The sequence below is a fragment of the Inhella proteolytica genome, assembly GCF_016093275.1.
Classification (GTDB): Bacteria; Pseudomonadota; Gammaproteobacteria; order Burkholderiales; family Burkholderiaceae_C; genus Inhella; species Inhella proteolytica.
In genome coordinates, this window is record NZ_JAEDAK010000011.1 from 124,320 (window position 1) to 138,688 (window position 14,369).

15 protein-coding genes are annotated in these 14,369 nt (G+C 68.1%); 2 read left to right on the forward strand and 13 right to left on the reverse strand.

The genetic code is table 11. The features are described from left to right. Positions 1 to 42: 42 nt before the first annotated feature. The 9 genes from I7X39_RS15975 to recA form a co-directional block, all read right to left on the reverse strand. On the reverse strand, positions 43 to 843 hold the full coding sequence (locus tag I7X39_RS15975) for a Stp1/IreP family PP2C-type Ser/Thr phosphatase (protein ID WP_198112158.1): 801 nt from the start codon (positions 841 to 843) through the stop codon (positions 43 to 45). Beyond that, complete coding sequence (locus I7X39_RS15980) at positions 840 to 1,913, reverse strand: serine/threonine-protein kinase (protein ID WP_198112159.1); 1,074 nt, start codon at positions 1,911 to 1,913, stop codon at positions 840 to 842. The genes I7X39_RS15975 and I7X39_RS15980 overlap by 4 nt, the downstream gene beginning before the upstream one ends. Positions 1,914 to 1,917: 4 nt before the next feature. Continuing rightward, on the reverse strand, positions 1,918 to 2,622 hold the full coding sequence (locus I7X39_RS15985) for a TerC family protein (RefSeq protein WP_198112160.1): 705 nt from the start codon (positions 2,620 to 2,622) through the stop codon (positions 1,918 to 1,920). A 62-nt stretch (positions 2,623 to 2,684) separates the two neighbouring features. Beyond that, on the reverse strand, positions 2,685 to 3,578 hold the full coding sequence (sucD, locus tag I7X39_RS15990; RefSeq protein WP_198112161.1) for a succinate--CoA ligase subunit alpha: 894 nt from the start codon (positions 3,576 to 3,578) through the stop codon (positions 2,685 to 2,687). A gap of 17 nt (positions 3,579 to 3,595) precedes the next feature. Further along, positions 3,596 to 4,756 (reverse strand): ADP-forming succinate--CoA ligase subunit beta, encoded by a 1,161-nt coding sequence (gene sucC / locus I7X39_RS15995; RefSeq protein WP_198112162.1) that lies wholly within the window; start codon positions 4,754 to 4,756, stop codon positions 3,596 to 3,598. 22 nt (positions 4,757 to 4,778) lie between these two features. After that, positions 4,779 to 5,345, reverse strand: coding sequence for a DUF2889 domain-containing protein (locus I7X39_RS16000; protein WP_198112163.1), 567 nt, complete (start codon positions 5,343 to 5,345; stop codon positions 4,779 to 4,781). Between the two features lie 107 nt (positions 5,346 to 5,452). Further along, entirely contained in the window at positions 5,453 to 5,965 is a 513-nt protein-coding gene (locus tag I7X39_RS16005; protein ID WP_198112164.1) for a regulatory protein RecX, read from the reverse strand. After that, positions 5,956 to 6,402 (reverse strand): nuclear transport factor 2-like protein, encoded by a 447-nt coding sequence (locus tag I7X39_RS16010; protein WP_198112165.1) that lies wholly within the window; start codon positions 6,400 to 6,402, stop codon positions 5,956 to 5,958. The genes I7X39_RS16005 and I7X39_RS16010 overlap by 10 nt, the downstream gene beginning before the upstream one ends. Continuing rightward, positions 6,399 to 7,445, reverse strand: a complete 1,047-nt coding sequence (gene recA, locus I7X39_RS16015; protein WP_198112166.1) for a recombinase RecA — start codon at positions 7,443 to 7,445, stop codon at positions 6,399 to 6,401. Before recA ends, I7X39_RS16010 begins: the two co-directional genes overlap by 4 nt. A 177-nt stretch (positions 7,446 to 7,622) precedes the next feature. On the opposite strand from recA, the gene I7X39_RS16020 reads away from it, so the two are divergent. Together I7X39_RS16020 and I7X39_RS16025 are read left to right on the forward strand one after the other, a co-directional pair. Next, positions 7,623 to 8,309: a response regulator gene (locus tag I7X39_RS16020; RefSeq protein ID WP_198112167.1), complete on the forward strand. Its 687-nt coding sequence runs from the start codon at positions 7,623 to 7,625 to the stop codon at positions 8,307 to 8,309. A 30-nt stretch (positions 8,310 to 8,339) separates the two neighbouring features. Beyond that, on the forward strand, positions 8,340 to 9,773 hold the full coding sequence (locus I7X39_RS16025) for a sensor histidine kinase N-terminal domain-containing protein (protein ID WP_198112168.1): 1,434 nt from the start codon (positions 8,340 to 8,342) through the stop codon (positions 9,771 to 9,773). On the opposite strand, the gene rodA is transcribed toward I7X39_RS16025, so the two are convergent. From rodA to mreC, 4 genes are read right to left on the reverse strand one after another with little or no spacing between them, the layout of a single operon-like run. After that, positions 9,760 to 10,917 (reverse strand): rod shape-determining protein RodA, encoded by a 1,158-nt coding sequence (gene rodA / locus I7X39_RS16030; RefSeq protein ID WP_198112169.1) that lies wholly within the window; start codon positions 10,915 to 10,917, stop codon positions 9,760 to 9,762. The genes I7X39_RS16025 and rodA overlap by 14 nt on opposite strands. Further along, positions 10,914 to 12,923: a penicillin-binding protein 2 gene (gene mrdA, locus I7X39_RS16035; RefSeq protein WP_198112170.1), complete on the reverse strand. Its 2,010-nt coding sequence runs from the start codon at positions 12,921 to 12,923 to the stop codon at positions 10,914 to 10,916. Before mrdA ends, rodA begins: the two co-directional genes overlap by 4 nt. Positions 12,924 to 12,927: 4 nt before the next feature. Beyond that, positions 12,928 to 13,449: a rod shape-determining protein MreD gene (mreD, locus tag I7X39_RS16040; protein ID WP_198112171.1), complete on the reverse strand. Its 522-nt coding sequence runs from the start codon at positions 13,447 to 13,449 to the stop codon at positions 12,928 to 12,930. Then, a complete protein-coding gene (gene mreC / locus I7X39_RS16045; protein WP_198112172.1) occupies positions 13,446 to 14,357 on the reverse strand; it encodes a rod shape-determining protein MreC in 912 nt (303 codons plus the stop codon). Before mreC ends, mreD begins: the two co-directional genes overlap by 4 nt. Positions 14,358 to 14,369: the final 12 nt, after the last annotated feature.

Genomic DNA, 14,369 nt, shown 5'->3' on the forward strand with positions numbered 1-14,369 from the left:
CCTCGATTGGTTTTTGTGAATGGAGGCAGTTGGCGCGAGGCCTTATCGACGGCCCAGGCCCCACCAGGATCTGGGCTCCGTCCGCCCCTGCGGGCCAACGCGTGCCAAAACGGCTGTGATGTTATCCCGCCCGCCCTGCTCATTTGCGCCGGCAATCAGCTGGCGGGCCGCATCCGCGAGGTTGGCGCTGCGCTGGCACAACGCCAGCAGCTGGCTGGGATTGAGCATGTCGGACAGTCCGTCCGAGCACAGGATGAACTGGTCCCCAGGTTGCAGGGGGTGGAATGCGATGTCCACTTGCACTTGTTCTTCCACGCCGACCGCCCGCGTCACCAGGTTCTTGTGCAGGGCCACGGCCGCCTGCTCCGGCGTGATCAAACCGGCATCGAGTTGTTCCTGCAGCAATGAGTGATCGCGCGTGATCTGCTCCAGCTTGCCGTCGCGCAGGCGGTAGGCCCGGGAATCTCCCACATGGGCCACGCACACACCCTCCGGCCGAAACACCGCCATCACCAGGGTCGTGCCCATGCCGGCGTAACGGGCGTTGCTGTTGGCTGCCGCATGGATGGCACGGTTGGCGTTGTCCACGCAGATCTCGACGGCGCGGCGCACGGCCTCCGGCGGCGCCGCCGCAGCGGCCTCCTTCAGCCAACGCCCCAGTTCGGAGTGAAGGAAGCCGACAAGCATTTGGCTGGCCACTTCACCGGCGTTGTAGCCCCCCATGCCATCGGCCAGCACGGCCAGGGCGGCTTCGTTGTCGAGGGCGAAGGCGTCCTCGTTATTGGTGCGGGCCCGGCCCACATCGGTCAGGCCGGCCAATTCCAGAGGGTAGGGCAAGCTCATGGACGGGGCGGCGGAGGATTGTTTTGAATACGCTGGGTCGCGGCGAAGGACTGGGGCGATGGTGCCGCAGGGGTGGGCTCGGGGGCCCGTGTCTCCCCGGAATCGAGGGGATCAAGCTGGCCCAGCACGGTCTCCAGATCTTGCGCCAGATCCTCGCCGTTCGAGTAACGCAGCTCCGGACGCTTTTCGAGGGCCAGTGCAAGCACCATCGCCAGCGCCTCCGGCAGGCCGGGGCGCAGTTCGCGCACATCGGCGACGCGCTCATTGGCAATTTCGTACATCAGTCGCGCCATGGATTCGCTCTGGTGGGGCAGCCGGCCGCTGAGCAGCTGGTACATGACGGCGCCCAGGGCATAGAGGTCGCTGCGGCCATCCACGGTCATGCCCGCGAGTTGCTCGGGCGCCATGTAGCTGGGCGTGCCCAGCACAAGGCCGGTACGGGTGCGGCTGCCGTCCGCGATGCGTGCGATGCCGAAGTCCATGATCTTGACCGTGCCGGAGGCGCGGTCGTACATGATGTTGGCAGGCTTGATGTCGCGGTGAATGACGCCCTGGCGGTGCGCATGATCCAGCGCACGCGCCACCCGGATGGCGATCTGCAGCACCTCCCGCACCGGCAGCAGGTTGCTGGGGTGGGTATGGTGGCTGAGATCGCGGCCATGCACCAGTTCCATGGCGATCCAGGCGTCGCCCCCGCTTTCTCCGATCTCGTACACCTGCAGGATGTCCGGATGGGTCAACGCGCGGGCGGCGCGCGCTTCGCGCAAAAAGCGCGCGCGCACGTCCGCCAGGTCCGCTGGGTCGTATTCGGCCGACAGCAGCAGCCGTTTGACCGCGATCTCGCATCCGCGCTGGCTGTCAAACGCGCGGTGCACCACCGCCATGGCACCGCGCCCCAGCTCGGCACCGATCTGGATGTGGGCCGGCACCTCGGCCGACACCAGCTCGCCGCCCACCGGCATGGTGCTGCCCAGCGCTTGCGTGGTCATGGGCTGGGTGCTGAGGGCCTGCGTGCGCTGGTGGCGCGGCGCTCCGCCCAGCAGGCCCTTGATCTTGTTCAGCCAGCCCATGGCGTCAGGCCTGCGCCGGTGCGGCCCGGCGTGCGAACCAGGTACCCAGCCCCCAGACCAGCACCGCCCCGAGGGCGCTGGCGACATAGGCCGACCAGACCGGCCAGTGCGCACGCAGATCTGCAAGCAGCGGGTCGCCCAATGCCAAGCCGCCCGCAATCCAGCCCAGCAGCATGCCGCCAGCCACGACGATGACGGGGAATCGATCCATCAGCTTGATCACCAGTTGGCTGCCCCAGACGATGATGGGAATGGACACCAGCAGACCGAAGACCACCAGGCTCATCTGGTGGCCCTGCCCCGCATTCTGGGCGGCGCCGGCAATCGCGATCACGTTGTCCACGCTCATCACAAGATCGGCCACGACGATGGTCTTGACGGCCGCCCAGAGTTTGTCACTGGCTTGGATGTTGCCATGGGCATCCTCGTCCTCGGGCATCAGCAGCTTGACGCCGATCCAGAGCAGCAGCGCCGCCCCGACGAGCTTGAGTGCCGGCAGCTTGAGCAGCGTGAGCGCAAAGAAGATCAGCACGACCCGCAGCACGATGGCTCCGAGCGTGCCCCAGAAGATGCCCTTGACGCGCAATTCCGGCGGCAGGCGGCGGCAGGCCAGCGCGATGACGACGGCGTTGTCGCCACCCAGCAGGATGTCGATCATGATGATCTGGCCAACGGCAAGCCAGAACGTGGGGTCGGTGAGCCAATCCATGGGTGCAGGGCAGAAAAGAAAACGGGGGCCGCTCGGCCCCCGCAGGCATCAGCAAGCTCGCATTACAGCAGTGACTTGAGCAGGCGGCCCATTTCGCTGGGGTTGCGGGTGATGGTGAAGCCACACTCTTCCATGATGGCGAGCTTGGCATCGGCGGTATCGGCACCGCCCGAGATCAGCGCACCGGCATGGCCCATGCGCTTGCCCGGAGGGGCCGTCACACCGGCGATGAAGCCGACGATGGGCTTCTTCATGTTGGCCTTGCACCAGCGCGCGGCCTCGGCTTCGTCGGGCCCCCCGATCTCGCCAATCATGATCACGGCGTCGGTGTCCGGATCGTCGTTGAAGGCCTTCATCACGTCGATGTGCTTAAGGCCATTGATCGGGTCGCCGCCGATGCCCACGGCGCTGGACTGACCCAGGCCAATCTCGGTCAGCTGGGCCACCGCCTCATAGGTCAGGGTGCCCGAGCGCGACACGACGCCGATGCGGCCCTTGCGGTGGATGTGGCCGGGCATGATGCCGATCTTGATTTCCTCAGGGGTGATCAGGCCCGGGCAGTTGGGGCCCAGCAGCAGGGTCTTCTTGCCGCCCGCCAGCTCCTTGGCCTTCATCTTGTTGCGCACTTCCAGCATGTCGCGCACCGGGATGCCTTCGGTGATGCAGATCGCCAGGTCCAGGTCGGCCTCGACGGCCTCCCAGATCGCGGCGGCGGCACCCGCCGGCGGTACATAAATCACGCTGACGGTCGCACCGGTCTGTGCGGCGGCTTCCTTGACGGTGCCGTAGATGGGAATCTCGCTGAACTTCTCGCCGGCCTTTTTCGGGTTCACGCCGGCGACGAAGCAGTTCTTGCCATTGGCGTAGGCCTGGCAGCCCAGGGTGTGGAACTGACCGGTCTTGCCGGTGATGCCCTGGGTGATGACCTTGGTGTCTTTGTTGATGTAGATCGACATGTCTTGTTCTCCAGGGCTTACTTCACCGCAGCAACGATCTTGGTCGCTGCTTCGGCCATGGTGTCGGCGCTGATGATGGGCAGGCCCGATTCGGCCAGCATCTTCTTGCCCAGGTCTTCGTTCGTGCCCTTCATGCGCACGACGAGCGGCACGCTCAGGTTGACCGCCTTGCAGGCGGTGATGACACCTTCGGCGATGGTGTCGCACTTCATGATGCCGCCGAAGATGTTGACGAGGATGCCCTTCACGCTCTTGTTCTTGAGCATGATCTTGAAGGCCTCGGTGACCTTCTCGGCGGTGGCGCCGCCACCCACGTCCAGGAAGTTCGCCGGCTCGCCGCCGAACAGCTTGATGGTGTCCATGGTGGCCATGGCCAGACCGGCACCGTTCACCAGGCAGCCGATGTTGCCGTCCAGGCTAATGTAGGCAAGGTCGAATTTCGAAGCCTCGATTTCGGCCGGATCTTCCTCGTCCAGGTCGCGGTAGGCCACGATCTCGGGGTGGCGGAACAGTGCGTTGGCGTCGAAGTTGAACTTGGCGTCCAGGGCAATGATGTTGCCCTTGCCGTCGCGGTTCAGCGGGTTGATCTCGACCAGCGAGGCGTCCGTGTCCATGTAGCACTTGTAGAGCTTCTGGCACACATCGATGAACTGCGCCACCGAGTCGGCCGGCATGCCGACGCCCTTGGCGAGCTCCTCGCCCTGGGCCTGGGTCAGGCCGGTGGCGGGGTCAACGAAGACCTTGATGATCTTCTCAGGGTGGCTGTGCGCCACTTCCTCGATGTCCATGCCACCTTCGCTCGACGCGATGAAGGCCACGCGCTGGGTGCCGCGGTCGGTCACGCAGGAGAGGTAGTACTCCTTCTGGATGTCCGCACCCTCCTCGATGTAGAGGCGGCGCACCTTCTGACCTTCCGGGCCGGTCTGGTGCGTGATCAGCTGCATGCCGAGGATGGCTTCGGACTTGTCCTTGACCTCGTCGATGCTCTTGGCGACTTTGACGCCGCCACCCTTGCCACGGCCACCGGCGTGGATCTGCGCCTTGACGACCCAAACCGGGCCGCCCAGCTTCTGCGCCGCTTCAACGGCTTCTTGCACGGTGAACGCGGGGATGCCGCGCGGCACCGGCACGCCGAATTGGCGCAGGATTTCCTTGCCTTGGTATTCGTGGATCTTCATGGCTGTGGGAGGGTTGGAGGAATCAGGAGTGGTGGCCGCCTGCGGGGCGGTACCAACGGGGGTAGTAAGTTTGCACCACGTCACCATCACGCCGCAGGGCGTGGCAGCGGTCGATCTGGAACGGCGGCTGGTCGTCGCCGCTGCCTTCGCGCGTGTCCAGCACCCGGCCCGCAAAGGCCTGGATGACGGCCGTCGGCAGCACCGCCGCCAGTTCGGTGAGATGGGTGCAGCCGCGCGTGCCGCTCAGGCGCTCCTTGAGGCCGGCACGAAAGCCCTTGAGCAGGTTCAGGCCGGCGAGCTTGGCATAAGCATCGCCGTGCTGGTCGCACTGTCCGGGGTAGGGCATGGCCAGGGTGCTGGAGCCGGCGGCGTGGATCTGGAGCTGGCGGTCCACGACCAGCCAGAGCTGCATGTCGTGGATCGGGTGGCCGGCCGGTCGGATGCCAGTAGCCAGGCGCATGTCATGGGCCTTGACGTCGCTGAGCGACGCTTCGACGTCGAACAAGCCATCGGCGCGCTCGAACACCTCAACGGCCAGGTTGCGGCGGTGCAGCAACTGGCGCTGGGTCGAGGGGGCGGGCGACAGCATGGGAATCGGGCGGGCAGCAAAAAACCCCGACGCCGCAAGAAGTTGCAATCACGCGCGTCGGGGCTGGGGGCGAAATATAGCAGGGGGGATCTGACGCCGAGCTGACCTCAGTCAAGCGTGTCGGACGCAGCGTCCGGGCGTGTCAGGCGCAGCGCCAGACCCTGGGCGAACCCGCGTGAAACCAGAAACCGCACCCGGCGCGCGCGCTCCTTGGCATCGCCTGGCGGGTCCTCGCCAAAGCGGCGCAACAGCAGGGCCTGGGCGCGTTCCGCTTCGCTGGCCTGCACCTGCTCCCAGGTTTCGCCCTCGGGTTTGAGGCCTTGCTGCGCCAGTTCGGCCGCCAGGCGTCGAGCGCCCAAGCGCGGCGAGCGGGTGCGCAGCCGGCTCTCGATGTAGCGGCTGTCGCTGAGCCAGCCCTCGCGTGCCAGCGCGTCCAGCAGGGCGTCCAGCTCGGCCTCGTCGGGCGGTGCAGGGGCTTCTTCACTTGGCCCTGCTGCCGCCTGCTGGCGCCGCAGCACGTTGAGCAGCTTGCGGCGCAGCTCGCTGCGGCTGTGCTCGCGCAGGGACAGATAGCCCAGCGCCCGCGCCCGCAGGCTGGGGGCCGGGCGTCTCAGGCCCACAGGGCCGGGTCCAGCGGCAGGCCGGGGCGGGCGTCGGGTGGCGTCAGGCGGCGGCCGGCCAAGCCCTCGCGCCAGGCCGGGGCCTCGGTGGCGTCGCTCCAGTACTCATCGATCTGTGCAATCCACTCCTGCTCGAAGCGGAAATGGCTGTGCGCCCAGAAGGAGCGGCCTTCATGGTCGACACGCACAAGGCTCAGCACAAGTTGCGGTGCCAGGCGGTGCAGCTCCAGCAGATGGATGCTCCAGCCCTCGGGGTACACCGCGTTCACATGCACGATGGCGGCGGGCCCGTCAAAGCGCTCGCGCGTGGCGCGCCAGCGGCAGCTGGCCTGCGGGTGCAGCAGGGCTTCGGCGCCCGCCCAGTCGCGTGCCTGGTAGCAGGCCCAGAACAGACCGACCCGGCGCAAGCCGGGATCGGTCGGCAGCGCCTCACTCATTCGTCGGCGCCGGCCTCGCCCGCGGCCTGCGGCGCCACGCCCACCGCTTCACGGATGCGGTTCTCGATTTCCAGCGCCAGGTCGGGGTTCTCGCGCAGAAACTCGCGCGCGTTGTCCTTGCCCTGGCCGATCTTCTCGCCCTTGTAGGCGTACCAGGCGCCGCTCTTGTCGACGATCTTGTGCAGCACGCCCATGTCGACGATCTCGCCCTCGCGGCTGATGCCTTCGCCGTAGAGGATGTCGAACTCGGCGGTCTTGAAGGGGGGCGAGACCTTGTTCTTGACGACCTTGACCTTGGTCTCGGAGCCGATGACTTCCTCGCCCTTCTTGATCGAGCCGATGCGGCGGATGTCCAGGCGCACCGAGGCGTAGAACTTCAGCGCATTGCCGCCGGTGGTGGTCTCGGGGCTGCCGAACATCACGCCGATCTTCATGCGGATCTGGTTGATGAAGATGACCGTGCAATTGGTCTTCTTGATGGTGGCGGTGAGCTTGCGCAGCGCCTGGCTCATCAGGCGCGCCTGCAGGCCGGGCAGCTGGTCACCCATCTCGCCCTCGATTTCGGCCTTGGGCGTGAGCGCGGCGACGGAGTCGATGACGATCAGATCGACCGAGCCGCTGCGCACCAGGGCGTCGACGATCTCCAGGGCCTGCTCGCCGGTGTCGGGCTGGCTGATGAGCAGATCCTGCAGGTTCACGCCCAGTTTCTGCGCGTACTGCACGTCCAGCGCGTGTTCGGCGTCGATGAAGGCGCACACGCCGCTGAGCTTCTGCATCTGCGCGATGACCTGCAGGGTCAGCGTGGTCTTGCCAGAAGACTCGGGGCCGTAGATCTCGATCACGCGGCCGCGCGGCAGGCCGCCCACGCCCAGGGCGATGTCCAGACCCAGCGAGCCGGTAGAGACGACCTGGATGTCCTCGATGGCCTCGCCCTCACCCAGGCGCATGATGGAGCCCTTGCCGAATTGCTTCTCGATCTGGGCCAGGGCGGCCGCCAGGGCCTTCTGCTTTTCGGTGTTCATTGACTTAACGGGTGCGTCCATCGTTGCCTCCTGTGGGGAGCGCATTATCACCACAGGACTGGATATTCGTACAGGTATTTCCTGCGTCGGCATGGCCTGCAGGGGCCGGCTTCGCGGAGCAGGGAAACTCGTGAGCCGGGCGCAGCCGATGATATCGACCACCCCAGGGCCCGGCGGGCGGGCCAAGGACCTTGCACGATGCGAATACTGATTGCCGAAGACGATCAAGTGCTGGCCGACGGCCTGATGCGCGCGCTGCGCGCAGCCGGGTACGCGGTCGATCAGGTGGCCAGCGGCAGCGAGGCCGATACGGCCCTGCTGACGCATGAGTTCGACCTGCTGATCCTGGACATCGGCCTGCCCAAGCTCAATGGCCTGGAGGTGCTGCGGCGCTTGCGCTCGCGCGGCGCCCTGAACGCCCATGTGCCGGTGCTGGTGCTGACGGCGGCCGACAGCGTGGAGCAGCGCGTGCAGGGCCTGGACCTGGGTGCGGACGACTACATGGCCAAGCCCTTTGCGCTGCAGGAGCTGGAGGCCCGCGTGCGGGCGCTGACGCGGCGCGGCCTGGGCAGCACCGGCAGCATCATCAAGCACGGCCCGCTGAGCTTCGACTCAACCGGCCGCGTGGCCTATCTGAACGAACAGATGGTGGATCTTTCGGCACGCGAGCTCTCGCTGCTGGAGGTGCTGCTGCAGCGCGCCGGCCGCCTGGTGAGCAAGGAGCAGCTGGTGCAGCACCTGTGCAGCTGGGGTGACGAGGTCAGCAACAACGCCATCGAGGTCTACATCCACCGCCTGCGCAAGAAGATCGAGCAGGGCCCGGTGCGCATCGCCACGGTGCGTGGGCTGGGCTACTGCCTGGAACGCATCGCCAACGATGCCTGATCCGGTGTTTGGAGCGCCGGGGCGGCCGGCATGAGCCTGACCCTGCCCGAGGTGCCGCGCGGTCCGCGCTCGCTGTTCGGCGAGCTGCTCGACTGGATGCTGGCGCCGCTGCTGGTGATCTGGCCGGTCAGCGTGTTCCTGACCTGGGCGGTGGCGCAGGACATCGCCGCGCGCCCCTTCGACCATGAGCTGGGCGAATCGGCCCGGGCGCTGGCGGACCAGGTGGTGCGCCACCCGGAGGCGGTGCCCGGCCCGGCGCTCTCGCTGCTGCGCGGCGAAGAGGGCGACCTGGTGTACTTCCAAGTGCTGGGCCCGCGCGGCGAGCTGCTGGCCGGCGAGCGCCGCCTGCCGGTGGCGGAGCGCGGCACGGCCTCGGCCGGCGAGGTGCGCCTGCGCAACGATGCCCTGGGCGGCGAGCCGCTGCGCGTGGCCACGCTGTGGGTGCGCCCACAAGCCAGCGCGGCCGACAGCGAGGGCCTGCTGATCCAGGTGGCCGAGACCCTGGGCAAGCGCCAGCGCATGGCCAGCGACATCATCCGCGGCGTGCTGCTGCCGCAGTTCGTGCTGCTGCCCCTGGCCGCCCTGCTCGCCTGGCTGGCCCTGGTGCAGGGCTTCAAGCCGCTGGACCTGCTGCAGCAGCGCATCCGCAGCCGCGCCGCCGAAGACTTGAGCCCGATCGACGAAGGCAGCGCGCCCGAGGAGGTGGCGCCGCTGGTGCGCGCCATCAACGACCTGCTGGCGCGGCGCGAGGAAGCGCTGCAAAGCCAGAAGCAGTTCCTGGCCGACGCCGCGCACCAGCTCAAAACCCCGCTGGCCGGGCTGCGCACCCAGGCCGAGCTGGCGGCGCGGGCGGTGCAATCCGGCCAGGCCACGGCCGAGGAGATGACGCGCTCGCTGGAGCAGATTGCCCTGTCCAGCCAGCGCGCCGCCAACATGGTGAACCAGCTGCTGGCCATGGCCCGGGCGGAAGGCGGCGAGGCGCTGGCCACCGAGCCCGTGGACCTGGCCAGCCTGGCGCGAGACACGGTGCAGGATTTCGTGCCGCGGGCGCTGGCCAAGCGCATCGACCTGGGCTACGACGGCCCCGAACGCTGCGAGCTCAGCTTCCCCGGCCAACCCTGGCTGCTGGTGGAGCTGATCCGCAACCTGGTGGACAACGCGCTGAACTACACCCCCACCGGCGGCATGGTGACGGTGCGCGTCAGCGAGGACCGCTTCGGCCGCGTGGTGCTGCTGCAGGTCGAGGACAACGGCCCCGGCATCGCCCCGGCGGCGCGCGAACGCGTGTTCCAGCCCTTCTACCGCCAGCTCGGCACCGGCGTGGACGGCTCGGGCCTGGGCCTGACCATCGCCGGCCAGATCGCGGCCCGGCATGGCACCCGCATCGAACTGGAAGATGCCCACGAGCGCCGCGGCAACGAGCCTCCGGGCGCGCGCTTCACGATCCGCTTCACCGCTGGATGAGCGAGCGGCTGCGGCCGATGGCGAGAAGAAGGCCGAGCGACAGCCCGAGCATCACCATGGCCGTGCCACCGTAGCTCATGAAGGGCAGCGGCACGCCCACCACCGGCAGGATGCCGATCACCATGCCCATGTTGACGAACACATAGGTGAAGAACGAGAGCGTGATGGAGCCGGCCAACAGGCGCTCGAACAGGCTGGGCGCATTGGCCGCAATGTTCAGGCCGCGCAGGATCAGCGCACCAAAGCCCAGCAGCAAGGCCAGTGCGCCGAACAGGCCGAACTCCTCGGCAAAGGCGGCAAACAGGAAGTCGGTGGTGCGCTCCGGAATGAACTCCAGATGCGTCTGCGTGCCCTGCATGAAGCCCTTGCCGCTCAGGCCGCCGCTGCCGATGGCGATCTCCCCCTGCAGCACGTGGAAGCCCTTGCCCAGCGGATCCTTGTGCGGGTCCAGCAGGGTGCACACACGGGTCTTCTGATAGTCCTTCAGCAGCGGCCACTTCACCTCGTCCTGACAGATCTGCGGCTCGTAAGCGATCAGCGCCGCGATGCCGATCAGGCCCGCACCAAGCAAGGGCAGGATGAGCTTCCAGGACAGGCCGGCGAAATAGATGACGTACAGGCCCGCGAACAGCACCAGCAGGCCGGTGCCCAGGTCCGGCTGCTTGGCGATCAGCGCGAAGGGAACGCCCAGGAGCAGGAAGGCGATCAGGAAGTCGAGCAGCTTGAGCTGGCCCTCGCGCAGCTGGAACCACCAGGCCAGCATCAGCGGCGTGGCGATCTTCAGGATCTCGCTGGGCTGGATCACCGTCACGCCTAGGTTCAGCCAGCGTGTCGCGCCCTTCTTGGTGATGCCGAACAGGGCCACGGCGATCAGCAGCGACACCCCCAGCAGATAGAGCGGCAAGGCCAGCCGCGTGAGCTTTTGTGCCGGCACCTGCGCCACCGTGAACAGGATCAGAGCGCCGATGCCGAAGTTGCGCGCGTGGTCGACGAAGCGGGTGCCATGGTCGTGACCGATCGAGTACATCGCCAGCAGGCCCCAGCCCATCAGCCACAGGCAGGCAAGCAGCAGCGGGCCGTCCAGACCGCGCCAGAGCGGGCGCAGGCGGCGCCACAGCGCGGGGCGTTGGATGACGCGGCTCATGGTTGAACTCCGGATGCTGCCGAGGATGGCGCCGAGGCCGCCGAGGCGGATTCGGCAGGCGCGGGCAACTCGTTGGGCAGGCGCCAGGCACTCGCGGGGCGCGGCTTGCCCACCGGGGCCATGGCCTTGCCCTCGCGCATCAGGGCCAGGTCTTCCTCGCTTGGCACCACCCCCAGCAGCAGGTAGTCGAACACGCGTCGCGCAATCGGCGCCGCCGCGGCCGAGCCGAAGCCGGCGTTTTCGACGATCACCGCCAGCGCCACCTTGGGCTCCTCCAGCGGCGCGAAGGCCATGTACCAACTGTGGTCGCGACGCCGCTCTTCCATGGTGGCGGCGTTGTACTTCTGGCCGGCCTTCAGGCCCACCGCCTGGGCCGTGCCGGTCTTGCCGCCGCTCGCGTAGGGCGCGCCGGCAAACACCCGCGTGCCGGTGCCCTGGTAGGTCACGCCATGCAGCGCGTCCTTCAGGAAATTGACGTGCTCGGGCTTGATGGGCAAGGGCTCCAGCGCATCGTTCGAGACATGGCGGCGCTCGTGCTTGACCACGTCCTCGATCTCGCGCACCAGGCGCGGCTTGAAGCGTTGCCCACCGCTGACCAGGGTGGCCGTGGCGCTGGCCATCTGCAGCACCGTGAAGGCGTTGTAGCCCTGGCCGATGCCCAGGCTGATGGTCTCGCCGGGGAACCAGGGCTGCTTGAAGCGGCGCTTCTTCCATTCCTGGCTGGGCAGCACCCCGGTCACCTCGCCCTCCAGATCGATGCCGGTCAGGCGGCCGAAGCCCAGCGGCTTGAGCTGGTCATGGATGCGGTCCACGCCCAGTTCGTGGGCGGCGCCGTAGTAGTAGACGTTGCTCGATTCGACGATCGAGCGCCGCATGTCCATCGCACCCCCGCGTTCGTTCTCGGGGCTGCCGAAGGCGCGGCCGCCGAAGTGGTAGACCAGGGTGTCGTTGATGATGGTGTCGGTCTTGCGCACGCCGGTGTTCAGGAGCGCCAGCGCCATGAAGGGTTTGAAGGTCGAGCCCGGCGGGTAGGTGCCACGCAGCGCGCGGTTCAGCAGCGGCTTGTCGATCGATTCATTCAGCAGCTTCCAGCTCTCGGCGTCGATGCCATCCACAAAGAGATTGGGGTCGAAGCCCGGCTTGGAGACGAAGGCCAGCACCTCGCCGTTGCGCGGGTCCAGCGCCACCAGGGCGCCACGGCGGTTGCCGAACATCTCCTCCACCAGATGCTGCAGCCGGATGTCGATCGAGAGCTGCAGGGTGTTGCCCGGCGTGGGCGGCTTGTGGCCGAGGCTGCGCACCGCGCGCCCGCCGGCACTGGTCTCAACCTGCTGGTAGCCGGTGATGCCGTGCAGTTCGGCCTCATAGGCCTGCTCCACGCCGAGCTTGCCGATGTAGTCGGTGCCCTTGTAGTTGGCCAGGCGCTCGTCCTCCCAGTCCTCCATGGCCTCGCGCTCGCGCGGATTGATGCGCCCGATGTAGCCGAGCAGATGGCTGCCCACTTCGCCCATCGGGTACTGACGGAACAGGCGCGCCTGCACGTCCACACCCGGGAAGCGCCAGCGCTGCGCCGTGAAGCGCGCAACCTCGGCGTCGCTGAGGCGGTTGCGGATCGGCAGCGAGTCGAAGCGCTTGCCGTCGGCCAGCAGGCGGAAGAAGCGGCGCCGGTCGCGCGGCTGGATCTCGACGAGTTCGCCCAGGCGGTCGATCAAGGCGTCCAGCTCGCCCTCGATCTGCGAAGGCGTGATCTCCAGCGTGTAGGCGGAGTAATTACTGGCCAGCACCACGCCGTTGCGGTCCTTGATGAGGCCTCGGTTCGGTGCGATGGGCAGCACGGTGACGCGGTTGTTCTCGGCCGCCTGATGCAGCTCCTCATGCCGCAGCACCTGCAGCGTGAAGAGCCGGAACACCAGCAGCGCGAAACACAGCAGCACGAAGGCGATGGCCGCCCAGATGCGAAGCCGAAAACGCGCCAGCTCGCGGACCGAATCGCGGATCAAGCTCATGCGCTCACAAAGGTCTGTGCTCGTCGCGATCGGGGGCGCGGCGCTGCGGGGCCAGCAGCAGCGCCGTCGCCATCGGCCACAGCAGGGCCTCGAACACAGGCGCCAGCAGCAGCCAGGGGCTCGGCGCCATGCCGCCAAAGGCCATGCGCACCAGGAACTGCAGCAGGTGCGCGGCAAAGAACAGCGGCAGCACCTGCGCGGTCTGCTCCCACACGCCGAACCAGAGCAGGCGACGGTGCAGGCTCACCCCCAGGAAGGCCAGGCCGCTGTAGGCCAGTGCGTGCTGGCCCAGCACCGCGCCCTGGTGCACATCGATCAGCAGCCCGAGCAGAAAGGCCCAGCCCACGCCGATGCGGCGCGGCTGGTGCACGTTCCAGAACACCAGCACCACGGCCAGCAGACGGGGCATGGCCGGCTGGGGGCCGAGCGGCAGCATGTCAGCCAGCAAGGCCAGCAGCAGGCTCAGGCCGATGAACCAGGGTTTGGCCGGCAGCAGCAGCTGGCCGGAACCGCGCGGCATGATCATCGGCGCCCCTTTTCCGAAGCGGCGGCCGCCTCGGCCTGCTCCGCCTTGGCGGCTTCGGCACGCGCCTGCGGCGCCAGCACCAGCACCTGGCGCGCCCCATCGGCGCGCGCCAAGGGCTGGGCCAGCACGCGCGCAAAGCTGGTCTGGCCGCGCCGCTCCACCAGGCTCACCTGGGCCACCGGCAGCCCGGGCGGGTAAACACCGTCCAGGCCCGAGGTCACCAGGGCATCACCGGTCTTGATGTCGGCATTGGCCGCCACGAAGCGCAGCTCCAGCCCGGCATGGCGCTCGCCGCCATAGGCCACCATCAGCGCCTGGGTGCGGGCGTTCAGCACCGGGATGCTGGCGTCGCGGTCGGTCAGCAGCATCACCTCGGCGGACTGCAGGTGCACGCGCGTCAGCTGCCCGAGAACCCCGCGCTCGTCGATGACGGCCGCGCCCGGCTGCACGCCATCTGCGCGGCCGCGATCGATCACCAGGCGGCGGCTGTACAGATCGCCCGACTGGAACAGCACATCGGCCGCGCGCGAGCTCACCGGCAGGCTGCCCTGCAGACCGAGCTGGCGGCGCAGCGCCTCGTTCTCGCGCTCCAGGGTCTGGGTGCGCGCCAGCACCAGTGCCTGCTGGGCCAGCAGGTTGCGGGCGGCCTGCTCGGCCTGCATGGCGGCACGCGCGCCGCGCAGGCGGTCGCGCAGCTCGTCCCAGGCGTCCACCGGAGCCAGCAGCGCACGCTGCACCGGGTTGAGCACGGTGGCCAGCGCGCTGCGCAGCGGGTTGACGAGACCGAAGCGCGCGTCGGCCGCCATCAGCACGAGCGAGAGCGCGGCGCAGAAGAGCAGCTTGTTGAGCGCCGTCGGCCCCTGGCGGAACAGCGGCGGCGGGCGGCGGTCCAGGGTGGCAAGGGCCACTGAACCCTCCCG